Origin of the sequence: Kitasatospora sp. MY 5-36 (assembly GCF_001182915.1) — a bacterium.
GTDB lineage: Bacteria > Actinomycetota > Actinomycetes > Streptomycetales > Streptomycetaceae > Kitasatospora.
In genome coordinates this window covers 1-11,181 of record NZ_LFVW01000391.1, presented here as the reverse complement: position 1 = coordinate 11,181, position 11,181 = coordinate 1, and the positions used below count along the sequence as shown (strand labels likewise).

Below are 11,181 nucleotides of genomic sequence, written 5' to 3'. Positions count from 1 at the left end.
GCGTGCGCCGGACGGCCCGCCGGTACGGCGGCGCGCCCATCGGCCTGCTCATCGGCCTGCTCCACGGTCGGCGGTGGCGGCTGCGGGTGCCGCCTGTCCGCCACCCTCCGGGCGGCCGCGGCCGGGGCGCAACCGCAGAGGGCCGATCGGGCGGGCCCGAGACTCGGCAAAGACGCTGGTCGGAGGGGCTGTGTAGGCTCAACGGTCATGGCGAGGGTGACACGGGACGATGTGGCGCGGGTGGCGGGGACGTCCACGGCGGTCGTGAGTTATGTGATCAACGACGGGCCGCGGCCGGTGGCGGCGGCGACCCGGGCGCGGGTGCTCGCGGCGGTCGAGGAGCTCGGCTACCGGCCGAACCGGGTCGCCCAGGCGATGGCCCGGCGGCGGACCGACCTGCTCGGGATGGTCGTCCCGGACGCCCGCCAGCCCTTCTTCGCCGGGCTCGCGCACGCCGTCGAGCAGGCCGCCGCCGAGCACGGCCGGCTGCTGCTGATCGGCAACTCCGACTACGCCGACGAGCGCGAGGCGCACTACATCCGCGCCTTCCTCGGGATGCAGGTGGACGGTCTGGTCCTGGTCACCCAGGACCCGGCCACCCCCGGGCTGACCGGCTTCGACGTGGCCGACGGCACCCCGGTGGTGCTGCTGCACCACCGGGCGGAGAGCACCGGCGGCGTCGCCGTGGTCGCGGACGACCAGGGCGGCGCCCGCGAGGTGGTCCGCCACCTGCTCGGGCACGGGCACGCCGAGGTGCACTGCTTCGGCGGCACCCTCGCGCTCAGCCCGCACGACCCGGTCACCGGGCGGACGGCCGGCTGGCTCGCCGCGCTGGAGGAGGCCGGGCTGCCCACCGAGGGACGGCTCACCCCGGCGCCGTTCGACCGGGTCCGGGCGCACGCCGAGGCGCTCGCCCTGCTCGCCCGTCCCGACCGGCCGTCCGCCGTGTTCTGCACGACGGACGACCAGGCGATCGGCCTGCTGCGGGCCGCCGACGACCTCGGCATCCGGGTACCGGAGGACCTCGCGGTGGCCGGCTTCGACGACATCGCCGAGGCGGTGATCGCCGGGCCCGCGCTGACCACCGTCACCACGGCGCAGGACGAGATGGCCCGCGCGGCGGTGGAACTGGTCCTCGGCGGGCCGGAGCGCCGCGCCCAGGGCGCCCGCACCTTCCCGGCCCAGCTGGTGGTCCGGCGCTCCTGCGGCTGCCCGTAGGGGACGGCGCGGGGCTGAGGCCGGGGGGGGCGACCCCGGACCGGCCGGGCAGCGGCGCGGGGCTTGCGTCGGGGACGGCGCGGGCGCCTCAGCCTTCGAGCAGTTCGTCCGCGAGCAGGTCCATCAGCAGGTTGTCGTGCCAGGTGCCGTCCGGCCCGCGCTCGTACTGGCGCATGGTGCCGACGGTGCGGAAGCCGACCTTGGTGTAGCAGCGGATCGCGGCGAGGTTGTCCGCGGCCGGGTCGATCACCAGCCGGTGGTAGTGGTGGTCGTGCACCAGGTACCGGGCCATCGTGCGCACGGCGTCGGTGCCCAGGCCCAGGCCGTGCACCGTCGGGTCGAGGTAGAGGTCCATCCCGGCGTGCCGGTACTCGTCGTCGTTGTTGGCGTACCACTGGATGGCGCCGACCACCTTGCCGCCGAGGTCGATCGCGAAGGTCTCGGTGCCGGGCGACTCCAGGTCGTTGGCGACCTCGTCGGCCAGGTCGTCACCGCCACGCCAGCGTTCGAACACCTCGGGCGTGCCGCGGATGGCCGCCAGCGCCGGGATGTCGTCGCCGGTGGCCGGGCGGAGCGTGACCAAGGTGCCGTGCAGAATCGTCCCCATATGGGGCATGTTGGCACGGAAACCCGGCTCCGGCGAGTGTTTTCGACCCGCCGTCCGGCCCCTTCCGGCGTGCGGCCTCGGGGCCGGGGCCGCACGCGCGCGAGGCGGGCGCCCGGGCGTCAGGCGGTGGGGCGCGCCGGGTCGCCGAGGGGGCCGAGCCAGACGGCCGTGACGGCGCTGACGTAGCGGGCGCCGCAGTGGTCGCCGGGGACGACGAGCTGCGGACCGGCGGCGTCCAGCGGGGCGCCGTCCATGCTGGTGGCGAGCAGGATCTCCTGGCCGCCGAAGTCCGGGTCGATCTCGGCCCAGGAGACCACCGCCCGGTGGCCGTCGGCGCCGGCCACCGAGAGCAGGAAGCGCAGCCGCTGCTTGCGGCCGGAGAAGTCGATCCGGGGCCGGGCCGCGCGCAGCACGTCCAGCAGCGCCGGGCCCTCGTAGCCGTGGCGCTGCTCGCCCGCGGTCCGGCAGTCGAAGCTGACCTCGACCCGGCGGGCGGGGAGGACACGCAGCTGCGCCACCGTCAGCTCGGCGGGGCGGTCGAGGTGGCCGTGCAGTCGGACGGTGGGTCTCGCCGGGGTCATGGGTGCTCCCTCCTCCCGGGCCACGGCGCCGCGGCCCGGGTGGAGGAGTACCCGAGCAGCGGCCGGAGCATTCGCAGATGCGATGGATCGGGCGGACTTCCACTCGCAGGTGCGGGCCCTGAGCCCGGGTGGCGGCTGTCGGCGGGGCCGGCCCTACGGGGTCTCGTCCTGGCGCAGCCGGGCGCTGACGGCACCGAGCCCCTCGGCGAGCACCGCGAGCTGCTCGCGGCTGAGCACGTCGATCAGCAGTTCGCGCACCAGGGCGACGTGCCCGGGCGCGGCCTGGCGCAGCGCCTCTCGGCCCTGGTCGGTGAGTTCGGCGATGACGCCGCGCACGTCGCTGGGGCAGGAGCGGCGGGCGACCAGGCCGGCCCGCTCCAGCTGGGTGACCTGGTAGGTGAGGCCGCTCTTGGAGGTGACCAGCTTGTCGGCGAGCTCGGTCATCCGCAGCGAGTCGCCGGGGGCGGCGGACAGGTGCACCAGGATCTCGTACTGCTGGTGGGAGAGTCCGGAGTCGTCCTTGAGCTGGCGTTCCAGCCGCCGGTTCAGCAGGTTGCTCGCGACGACGAAGCCCCGCCAGGCGGCCGCCTCGTCCGGGTCCAGCCAGCGGGGTTCGTTCAGTGTGGACATGGGGTGAAGCCTACTCCTGTTGTTCAAATTCGAACGAAGGTGTACCGTCGGTTCCGTAAAGGTTCAAATTTGAACTACCTGTCGGACTACCTGCCGGTCGAACGGCCCCGAGGAGGACGCCATGAGCACCGCGGCCCCTGAGCGCATGCCCGCCCTGTACCTGTCGCACGGCGCGCCGCCGCTGGCCGACGACCCGGTCTGGCCGGGCGAGCTGGCCGCCTGGTCCGCCGACCTGCCCCGGCCCAAGGCCGTCCTGATGGTCTCCGCCCACTGGGAGGAGGCCCCGCTCGCCCTCGGCGCCGTCACCACCGTCCCGCTGGTCTACGACTTCTGGGGCTTCCCCGAGCACTACTACCGGGTCCGGTACGCCGCCCCCGGCGCGCCGGACCTCGCCGAGCGCGTGCGCAAGCTGCTGCGCGCCCCCGGCACGCCCGTCCAGGACATCCCCGACCGCGGGCTCGACCACGGCGCGTACGTCCCGCTGGTGGAGATGTACCCGGACGCCGACATCCCGGTGCTCCAGCTCTCGCTGCCCACCCTCGACCCGCAGCGGCTGATGGAGATCGGCCGCAGGCTCGCCCCGCTGCGCGACGAGGGCGTGCTGATCGTCGGCAGCGGCTTCTTCACCCACAACCTGCGGGCGCTCAGCAACGACGGCCGGATCACCTCGGTGATGGCCGAGTTCGACGACTGGGGCCGGCGCGCCCTGGAGGCCCACGACCTCGACGCGCTGCTCGACTTCGAGCACAAGGCCCCGGCCGGACGCCTGGCCCACCCGCGCACCGAGCACTTCGCCCCGCTGTTCGTCACCCTCGGCGCCGGCGAGGCCGACCTGGACAGCCAGCGCAGCGTCATCGACGGGTTCTGGATGGGCCTGGCCAAGCGCTCGATCCAGCTGGGGTGAACCCCTCCCCTTCGAGCACCCCGCCTGCCGGACGCCTCACAGCCCTCACAGGGAGCAGCAGGTGAACCGCTCGCCGATGTGCTCGGGCTGCTCGATCTCGTCCACCAGGGCGACCGCGTAGTCCGCCACCGAGATCCGGCTCTGCCCCTCGGCATCGGTGAGCAGCTGGTCCAGGCCGGTGCGGTAGCGGCCGGTCCGCTCCCCCGGGCCGATCTCGGCGGCCGGGCTGAGCACCGTCCAGCGCAGGTCGGAGACCGTCCGGTAGTAGTCCAGCGCCGCGCCGTGGGCGTGCATGATCTGGAGGAGCGGCTCCGGCAAGCCCGGGGCGTCCCAGACCCGCACGCCCGGCGCGGTCTCCAGGTTGCCCGCCCCGCCGACCGCGATCAGCCTGGGGGCCGCGCCGCCCAGCGTGCGCAGGCCTTCGACCAGGGAGCGGGCGGCGGGCTCGACCAGCGCCTGGTGGCCCGGGCCGTCGCCGCCGCCGACGGCGCTCACCAGGACGTCCCGGCCGGCCGCGACCCGGGCCACGTCCGCCGGGTCCAGCACGTCCGCGCGCTCCACGGCGGCGGCCGCGCCCCGGTAGCGGTCCGGGTCCCGGACCACCGCGGTGACCTCGTGCCCGCGCGCCGCCGCCTCCCTGACGACCGCGCTGCCGATGGTGCCGCCGGCGCCGATCACGGCGATTCTGGCCATGGGTACCTGCCTGGGTGCTCGCGGGTGGGGCGGCGTCGGACCGCGGGACGCTGGATCGCAGGGCGCCGGATGCCGGACGCCGGACGCCGGACACCGGACGCGCCGGACAGGACCGATTATCGGACGAACTCCCGGCGCGAGCCGGGGCACTGGGCCTATCGTGTGACGCCCCGGACGCCCCGGACACCCCGTCGAAGGAGTGGTCATGCGCAACGGCGACGCCGTACGAACCGCCCTGGACGCCGCCCTAGCCGTCCTCGCCCCGCACACCGGGAACCGCGACTGGGACGCCCCCGCCGGGCTCCTGGAGTGGAGCTGCCGCGACACCGCCGCCCACATCGCCCACGACCTGCTCGCCTACGCCGGCCAGCTCGCCGCCCGCCCCCGCGACCGCTACCTGCCGCTGGACCTCACCGTCCGGCCCGAGGCCGACCCGGCCCAGGTGCTCACCGTGGTCACCGCCGCCGGACACCTCCTCGCCACCGCCCTGGACGCCACCCCGCCCGAGCTGCGCGCCTACCACCACGGGCCCTGCGAACCGCTCGGCTTCGCCGCGATGGGCGTCGCCGAGACCCTGCTGCACACCCACGACATCACCCGCGGCCTCGGCCTGCCCTGGCAGCCGCCCGCCGAACCGTGCCGCTTCGCGCTCGACCGGCTCTTCCCGCACGCACCGCGGGAGCCGGATGCCCACCCGGCGGAGGTCCTGCTCTGGTGCACCGGGCGCGGGGAACTGAACGGCCGCCCGCGCAAGTCCTCGTGGACCTGGCGGGCGGCCATGGGCGAGTGGCCGGACTGATCCGACCGGTCAGGCGCTCCCGGTGGCGATCCGCTCGGCCTGGCTGCGCTCGATGCAGAACTCGTTGCCCTCCGGGTCCCCGAGGGTGACCCAGCCCTTGCCGTCCGGGAGGCGGTGGTCCGCCAGCACGGTCGCCCCGAGGGCGACCAGGCGCTCCACCTCCTCGTCCCGGCTGCGGTCCTGCGGCTGGAGGTCGAGGTGGACCCGGTTCTTCGCCGCCTTGCCCTCGGGCACCCGGATGAAGAGCAGCGAGGCGCCGGCGGAGTTCACCACCGCCTCCTCGTCGCACGGGTTGTCGTCCTCGCCCAGGGTGCCGTCCAGCGCCTGCGCCCAGAAGGAGGCCAGGGCGTGCGCGTCGCCGCAATCGATCGTCACATGTCGTACCAGAGATGCCATCCGCCTACTCTGACCTGCGCGGTTCGGGTTCGTCCAGCCATTTGCGGGAGTGCCGGTGGCCGTCCAGCGGAAAGGGCGGGAAGGGCGGGAGCAGTTCCACGAACGGGTAGCCGGCCTTCTCCGCGACCCGGCAGGAGGCGGGGTTGTCCACCTGGTGCAGCAGGTCGATCCGGCGCAGGCCGCCCTCGGCGAAGGTGGCGAAGGCCCAGGCGGTGAGGGCCTCCACCGCGGGCGGGGCCACCCCCCGGCCACGGGCCGGGGCCGCCGTCCAGTACCCCACCTCGGCTCTCTCCCCGCCGGGTACGGGGTACTTGAGGGCGACGTTGGCGACGAGCTCGGCGCCGTCCAGGACGGCGAAGCTGTACCGGGTGCCCGCCGCACGGCCCTCCTCCTGGAGGCGCAGCCAGTGCGCGGCCTCCTCGGCGTCGCCGACCGGGGTCCGGGTGAAGCGGCGCAGGGTCGCGTCCCGGTAGGCCTCGATCAGGGCCGGCGCGTCGGCGTCCTCGAAGGGGCGCAGCAGCAGGCCGTCGGCCGTCAGGGCGGCGGTCACTTGAGGCCCTCCCAGCCCCAGCGCGGGGTCGGGCCGGGATCGCCGAGGTCGGTGCCGGCCGGGGAGCCGGAGACGTCCTCGGCGATCCGGGTGCCCCAGTCGAAGTACTCCAGCACCCGGCGGCGCAGCAGTTCGTCCCCGGGCAGCTCCGCGCGGACGGCCTCGGCCATCAGCTCCATCCAGCGCAGCCGCTGCTCCTCGGTGACGGCCAGGCCCAGGTGGGCGCGGAGCAGCGCCTGGTGGCCGCCCAGTCGGTCGGTGTAGCCGGTCGGGCCGCCGAACACTTCGGCCAGCCAGACCGCGACGTGCTCGATGTGGGTGGGGGTGAAGTCGGCGAAGACCGGCGCGAGCAGGGGGTCGGCGAGGGCGCCCCGGTAGAAGGTCCGGCTGAGCCGGCGCAGGACGTCGATGCCGCCGACGGCCTCGTAGAGCGTGCCGGGCCGTTGGTCGTTCATGGCTGTGCTCCCCGTGGGTGAACCGTACGTTGCGACCTTCCTAGCAGCCGCCGAGCCCGGCGCGAACAGCGGCCCCGGGCCCGCTGTTCGCGCCGGGCACGGCGAGCGGAGGCCCGGACTCCCCCGCCCGGGCCCGGGTGGCGGGCGGGGTGGGCCCGGGTGCGCGGCGTCCTGGCGGACCGACCCGACGGCTCCGCCGTTCCCGCTTGACCCTGACGCTGGCGGCAGGGTCGGAGGGTGGACCCATGGACGACGAGAGCGGGACGCGGAGCCGGGTCGTGGTGGTCACGGGGGCCGGGACGGGGATCGGGCGGGAGACGGCGCTGGCCTTCGCCGCCGAGGGGGCGCGGGTGCTGGCGGTGGGGCGGCGACCGGAGCCGCTGGCCGCGACGGCCGCCGCGTACCCGGCACTGATCGAGCCGCTGGCCGCGGACGTGACCGGGCCCGGGGCACCGGAGGAGATCGTCCGGGCGGCACTGGAGCGGTTCGGGCGGCTGGACGTGCTGGTCAACAACGCGGCGATCGTACGGAGCGGGCAGGGGATCGGCGGCTTCGACCGCGCGGGCGTCGAGGCGCTGCTGGCGACCAACCTGGTCGCCCCGGTGCTGCTCGGCCAGGCCGCGGTGCCGGCGCTGAGCGGGAGCCGGGGCGTGGTGGTCAACGTCAGCACCGCCGTCGGGCAGCGCGGCTGGCCGAGCAACTCGGTGTACGCGGCGACCAAGGCGGCGCTGGAGACGGTCACCCGCAGCTGGGCGGTGGAGCTGGCGCCGCGCGGGATCCGGGTGGTGGCGGTGGCACCCGGGGCGATCGACACCCCGATCGGCGACCACTCCGGGTACGGCCCCGAGCAGCGGGCGGCGATCCGGAAGTGGCAGATCGAGCACACCCCGCTGGGCCGGATCGGCCGCCCCGAGGAGGTCGCCTGGGCGATCACCCGACTCGCCTCGCCGCAGGCCTCGTTCGTGACCGACGTAGTGTTGCCGGTGGACGGCGGCGCGCTGGTGGGCTGACCGGGAGGGGACGGGTGGCGGTGCGGATCGGCGAGCTGGCGGCCCGGACCGGCAGTACCGCGCGCGCTCTGCGGCACTACGAGCAGGCCGGGTTGATCGACTCCGAGCGCGCGCCGAACGGCTACCGCGAGTACGGCGAGCCGGCGGTCGTCCGGGTGCGCAACATCCGTGCGCTGGTGGCCGCCGGGCTCACCCTGGAGGACGTCCGCCCGCTGCTGGGCTGCCTGGACGGGGACGTGCTGGCGGTCCGGCCGTCCGAGCAGGTGCTGGGGATCGCCCGGCGGCGGCTGGCGGTGCTGGAGCGCCGGATCGCCGCCCAGACGGAGGCCCGGGACCGGCTGGCGGCGGCGCTGGCGGCGGCCGGGGTCAGCACGGACGGAGCCGACGCGGACGGGGCGGCGGCAGCCGGGGTGGTGGCGGACGGGGTGGGCGCGGACGGGTGACACCCCCGATCGGGGGTGTGCAGGGGGCGGGTGGGGGAGGACAGTGGCCCCATGCAGATTCCACTCTCCGTGATGGACTTCCTCGACCGGGCCGAGCTGGTCTACGGCGACCGGGTCGGCATCGTCGACGAGCCCGTGCAGCCGGCCGAATCCTGGGGCGAGCTGAGCTACCGCCGGGTCGCCGAACTGGCCCGGGCCCAGGCCGCCGGGCTGGACCGGCTCGGTGTCGGGCCGGGCGAGCGGGTCGCGGTCGTCTCGCACAACTCGGCCCGGCTGCTGACCTCCTTCTTCGGGGTGAGCGGGTACGGCCGGGTGCTGGTGCCGGTGAACTTCCGGCTGAAGGCCGAGGAGGTGTCGTACATCGTCGAGCAGAGCGGCGCCTCCGTGCTGCTGGTCGACCCCGAGGTCGCCGACGCCCTGGACGGGGTGGTGGCCAAGCACAAGTTCGTGCTGGGCGCGGCCAGCGACGCCGTGCTGTACGACACCGACGCCACCCCGCGGCGGTACGCGGTGGACGAGAACGACACCGCCACCATCAACTACACCAGCGGAACCACCGCCCGCCCCAAGGGCGTTCAGCTCACCCACCGCAACGTCTGGCTGAACGCGACGCTGATGGCCCTGCACTACGGGGCCGGCGACCGGGACGTCTACCTGCACACCCTGCCGATGTTCCACGCCAACGGCTGGGGCCTGCCGTTCTCGCTCACCGGCCTGGGCGCCCGGCACATCGTGCTGCGCAAGGTGGACGGCGCGGAGATCCTGCGCCGGGTCGAGCGGCACGGGGTGACCTTCCTGTCCGGCGCGCCCGCCGTGGTCCAGATGGTGCTGGACGCGGCCGCCGACTGGGACGGCCCGGTGCCCGGCCGGGACCGGGTGCGGCTGGTGGTGGCCGGCGCCCCGCCGCCGACCTCGGTGATCCAGCAGGTCGAGGAGCAGCTGGGCTGGGAGTTCATGCAGCTCTACGGTCTGACCGAGACCTCCCCGGTGGTCACGGTCAACCGCTCGCGGGCCGAGTGGGACGCGCTGCCGGCCGCCGAGCGGGCCGAGAAGCTGGTGCAGGCCGGCTCCCCCGCGCTCGGCACCCGGCTGCGGGTGGACGCGTCCGGCGAGGTGCTGGTGCGCTCCAACACCGTGCTGGACGGCTACTGGCAGCAGCCGGAGGCCTCGGCCGAGGCACTGCGGGACGGCTGGTTCCACACCGGCGACGGCGGCACCCTCACGGACGGCCTGCTGACCATCTCCGACCGCAAGAAGGACGTCATCATCAGCGGCGGGGAGAACGTCTCCTCGATCGAGGTGGAGGACTGCCTGTACGACCACCCGGCGGTCGCCGAGACGGCGGTGATCGGGGTGCCGCACGAGAAGTGGGGCGAGACGGTGAAGGCGCTGGTGGTGCTCCGGGAGGGCCACGAGGCCGTCACCGAGGCCGAGTTGATCGCGCACTGCAAGCAGCGGCTGGCCGGCTACAAGTCGCCCACCACGGTGGAGTTCCGGGACGCCCTGCCGCGCACCGCCACCGGGAAGCTGCAGAAGTTCCGGCTGCGCGAACCGTACTGGACCGGGCGGGAGCGCCGGGTCAACTGAGGCCGCGCCGGGGGCCCGTCAACCGACGAGCCCCGACTCCCTCGCCGCGAGGGCGAGTTCGGTCCGGTTGCGGACGCCGAGCTTGTGCATCGCGGACTTGAGGTAGCCCGTCACCGTGTTGCAGGTCAGGCCCAGTCGGGCGGCGATCTCCGGGTTGGTCCGGCCGGTCGCCGCCCAGCGCAGCACCTCGTGCTCGCGCGGGGTCAACGGCGGTACGGGGGCGGCCGCCCGGGGCTTGTCGAAGGGCTTGGCGAAGGGCTTTCCGCAGGACTGCTCGCAGGGCTTTCCGCCGGGCCGTTCGCGGCTCCAGGCGGCGGCCCCGGCCAGTGCCCGGGTCGCCGCCTTCGCCAGGGTGCCGACCGCGGAGATCCGCACGTCCCCGAACGGGACGACGGCGCGCAGCGAGGCGTACACCACGCCGTGCACGGTGTCGCCGTCCATCAGCGGGACGGTGAGCATCGCGTACAGGTCCTCGGCGGCCACGGCCGCGTCGTAGTGGTGCGAAATGGTCGTCGCCGCACGGTAGTCGGGCACCCAGCTGGGCGCGCGTTCGGCGAGCGCCCGGCCGCCGAGGCCGAGTCCGGCCGGGACGGGCACGTCGTGCAGCAGGTCGGCCCGGATGCCGGCCCAGTGCCGCAGCACCATGCCCTCGCTGCCGGGACGGCTGCCGGGCAGCGGCTCGGGCACGCCGACCAGGCCGACGTCGGCGCCGCACTCGGCCACCACCCGGCGGGCGAGGTCGCCGAGCACGGCGTCCCGCACCAGCTCGGCGGCGCGCGCGGCGAGTTCGGGGTCCTCGGGTCGCGCGGCGTCGGCGACGGGGTGCGCAGGATGGGGGTCCGCAGCCCTGGTCATCGCGGAATTGTCACACGCGGTGCGGCCGGTGGCGAGAGTCCTGACGTGCGTGTTTCGTGGAGTGGCGGACGCCGCCGCCGGGCCGGGAGTAGTGTCCGGCCGTACGCTACCGGCGGGTAGCAACTGCCGTGACCGGAAAGGGAGCCGATGACCGAGCCGAACGCGCCGGGCAACGTGCTGGGCGGCCTGCTGGCGGACCTGCGGGCCGAGAACGCGGTGCTGGACGACCTGGTCGCCGGGCTGCCGGCCGAGGAGTGGGCCCGCCCGACCCCCGCCGAGGGCTGGACGGTGGCGCACCAGATCGCCCACCTGGCCTGGACCGACGACTGGACGGCCCTGGCCGCGCGCGACCCGGAGGGCTTCGGCGCGTCGCTCGGCGGGCACTTCACCGAGCTGCTGGCGGCCGGCGCCGACCCGGTCGAGGACGGCGCCCGCGCCGGACTGCCCGCCGGG

At 75.1% G+C, this 11,181-nt stretch carries 15 protein-coding genes; 7 read left to right on the top strand and 8 right to left on the bottom strand.

Features of this window, described 5'->3' with window-relative positions; genetic code table 11:
* Positions 1 to 207 precede the first annotated feature (207 nt).
* Complete coding sequence (locus AE652_RS23735; RefSeq protein WP_049654763.1) at positions 208 to 1,218, top strand: LacI family DNA-binding transcriptional regulator; 1,011 nt, start codon at positions 208 to 210, stop codon at positions 1,216 to 1,218.
* Between the two features lie 88 nt (positions 1,219 to 1,306).
* Here the strand turns inward: AE652_RS23735 and AE652_RS23730 are convergent, their stop codons facing one another.
* The 3 genes from AE652_RS23730 to AE652_RS23720 all read right to left on the bottom strand — a co-directional run bounded on the left by AE652_RS23730 (position 1,307) and on the right by AE652_RS23720 (position 3,027).
* Positions 1,307 to 1,825, bottom strand: a complete 519-nt coding sequence (locus tag AE652_RS23730; RefSeq protein ID WP_049654760.1) for a GNAT family N-acetyltransferase — start codon at positions 1,823 to 1,825, stop codon at positions 1,307 to 1,309.
* A 119-nt stretch (positions 1,826 to 1,944) separates the two neighbouring features.
* Positions 1,945 to 2,406, bottom strand: coding sequence for a molybdopterin-dependent oxidoreductase (locus AE652_RS23725; RefSeq protein ID WP_049654758.1), 462 nt, complete (start codon positions 2,404 to 2,406; stop codon positions 1,945 to 1,947).
* Between the two features lie 153 nt (positions 2,407 to 2,559).
* Positions 2,560 to 3,027 (bottom strand): MarR family winged helix-turn-helix transcriptional regulator, encoded by a 468-nt coding sequence (locus AE652_RS23720; RefSeq protein ID WP_049654766.1) that lies wholly within the window; start codon positions 3,025 to 3,027, stop codon positions 2,560 to 2,562.
* Between the two features lie 130 nt (positions 3,028 to 3,157).
* Here AE652_RS23720 and AE652_RS23715 point away from each other — a divergent pair, with 130 nt between their 5' ends.
* Positions 3,158 to 3,940, top strand: coding sequence for a dioxygenase (locus AE652_RS23715; RefSeq protein WP_049654757.1), 783 nt, complete (start codon positions 3,158 to 3,160; stop codon positions 3,938 to 3,940).
* A gap of 45 nt (positions 3,941 to 3,985) precedes the next feature.
* Here AE652_RS23715 and AE652_RS23710 read toward each other — a convergent pair whose 3' ends face one another.
* Positions 3,986 to 4,633 (bottom strand): NAD(P)-dependent oxidoreductase, encoded by a 648-nt coding sequence (locus AE652_RS23710; RefSeq protein ID WP_049654755.1) that lies wholly within the window; start codon positions 4,631 to 4,633, stop codon positions 3,986 to 3,988.
* A gap of 205 nt (positions 4,634 to 4,838) precedes the next feature.
* On the opposite strand from AE652_RS23710, the gene AE652_RS23705 reads away from it, so the two are divergent.
* Positions 4,839 to 5,432: a maleylpyruvate isomerase N-terminal domain-containing protein gene (locus AE652_RS23705; protein ID WP_049654754.1), complete on the top strand. Its 594-nt coding sequence runs from the start codon at positions 4,839 to 4,841 to the stop codon at positions 5,430 to 5,432.
* Between the two features lie 9 nt (positions 5,433 to 5,441).
* On the opposite strand, the gene AE652_RS23700 is transcribed toward AE652_RS23705, so the two are convergent.
* Genes AE652_RS23700 through AE652_RS23690 form a run of 3 tightly spaced genes read right to left on the bottom strand, consistent with a single transcriptional unit; the run spans position 5,442 to position 6,833 of the window.
* Positions 5,442 to 5,828: a VOC family protein gene (locus AE652_RS23700; protein WP_049654752.1), complete on the bottom strand. Its 387-nt coding sequence runs from the start codon at positions 5,826 to 5,828 to the stop codon at positions 5,442 to 5,444.
* A 4-nt stretch (positions 5,829 to 5,832) separates the two neighbouring features.
* Positions 5,833 to 6,378, bottom strand: coding sequence for a GNAT family N-acetyltransferase (locus AE652_RS23695; protein WP_234348508.1), 546 nt, complete (start codon positions 6,376 to 6,378; stop codon positions 5,833 to 5,835).
* Positions 6,375 to 6,833, bottom strand: a complete 459-nt coding sequence (locus tag AE652_RS23690; protein ID WP_049654748.1) for a group II truncated hemoglobin — start codon at positions 6,831 to 6,833, stop codon at positions 6,375 to 6,377. The genes AE652_RS23695 and AE652_RS23690 overlap by 4 nt, the downstream gene beginning before the upstream one ends.
* A 245-nt stretch (positions 6,834 to 7,078) precedes the next feature.
* Here AE652_RS23690 and AE652_RS23685 point away from each other — a divergent pair, with 245 nt between their 5' ends.
* From AE652_RS23685 to AE652_RS23675, 3 genes are read left to right on the top strand one after another with little or no spacing between them, the layout of a single operon-like run.
* Complete coding sequence (locus AE652_RS23685; protein ID WP_049654746.1) at positions 7,079 to 7,843, top strand: SDR family NAD(P)-dependent oxidoreductase; 765 nt, start codon at positions 7,079 to 7,081, stop codon at positions 7,841 to 7,843.
* A 20-nt stretch (positions 7,844 to 7,863) separates the two neighbouring features.
* Complete coding sequence (locus AE652_RS23680) at positions 7,864 to 8,286, top strand: MerR family transcriptional regulator (RefSeq protein ID WP_049654764.1); 423 nt, start codon at positions 7,864 to 7,866, stop codon at positions 8,284 to 8,286.
* Between the two features lie 51 nt (positions 8,287 to 8,337).
* On the top strand, positions 8,338 to 9,873 hold the full coding sequence (locus tag AE652_RS23675; RefSeq protein ID WP_049654744.1) for an AMP-binding protein: 1,536 nt from the start codon (positions 8,338 to 8,340) through the stop codon (positions 9,871 to 9,873).
* A gap of 18 nt (positions 9,874 to 9,891) precedes the next feature.
* On the opposite strand, the gene AE652_RS23670 is transcribed toward AE652_RS23675, so the two are convergent.
* Complete coding sequence (locus tag AE652_RS23670; RefSeq protein ID WP_049654743.1) at positions 9,892 to 10,728, bottom strand: LuxR C-terminal-related transcriptional regulator; 837 nt, start codon at positions 10,726 to 10,728, stop codon at positions 9,892 to 9,894.
* Between the two features lie 147 nt (positions 10,729 to 10,875).
* Here AE652_RS23670 and AE652_RS23665 point away from each other — a divergent pair.
* On the top strand, positions 10,876 to 11,181 hold a 306-nt coding region (locus tag AE652_RS23665; protein WP_049654740.1), incomplete at its 3' end, for a maleylpyruvate isomerase family mycothiol-dependent enzyme.

Bases quoted from the DNA above. Each gene is read 5' to 3' on its own strand.
- AE652_RS23735 (WP_049654763.1), top strand. From the start codon at position 208: ATGGCGAGGGTGACACGGGACGATGTGGCGCGGGTGGCGGGGACGTCC.
- AE652_RS23730 (WP_049654760.1), bottom strand. From the start codon at position 1,825: ATGGGGACGATTCTGCACGGCACCTTGGTCACGCTCCGCCCGGCCACC.
- AE652_RS23725 (WP_049654758.1), bottom strand. From the start codon at position 2,406: ATGACCCCGGCGAGACCCACCGTCCGACTGCACGGCCACCTCGACCGC.
- AE652_RS23715 (WP_049654757.1), top strand. From the start codon at position 3,158: ATGAGCACCGCGGCCCCTGAGCGCATGCCCGCCCTGTACCTGTCGCAC.
- AE652_RS23710 (WP_049654755.1), bottom strand. From the start codon at position 4,633: ATGGCCAGAATCGCCGTGATCGGCGCCGGCGGCACCATCGGCAGCGCG.
- AE652_RS23705 (WP_049654754.1), top strand. From the start codon at position 4,839: ATGCGCAACGGCGACGCCGTACGAACCGCCCTGGACGCCGCCCTAGCC.
- AE652_RS23700 (WP_049654752.1), bottom strand. From the start codon at position 5,828: ATGGCATCTCTGGTACGACATGTGACGATCGATTGCGGCGACGCGCAC.
- AE652_RS23690 (WP_049654748.1), bottom strand. From the start codon at position 6,833: ATGAACGACCAACGGCCCGGCACGCTCTACGAGGCCGTCGGCGGCATC.
- AE652_RS23685 (WP_049654746.1), top strand. From the start codon at position 7,079: ATGGACGACGAGAGCGGGACGCGGAGCCGGGTCGTGGTGGTCACGGGG.
- AE652_RS23675 (WP_049654744.1), top strand. From the start codon at position 8,338: ATGCAGATTCCACTCTCCGTGATGGACTTCCTCGACCGGGCCGAGCTG.
- AE652_RS23670 (WP_049654743.1), bottom strand. From the start codon at position 10,728: ATGACCAGGGCTGCGGACCCCCATCCTGCGCACCCCGTCGCCGACGCC.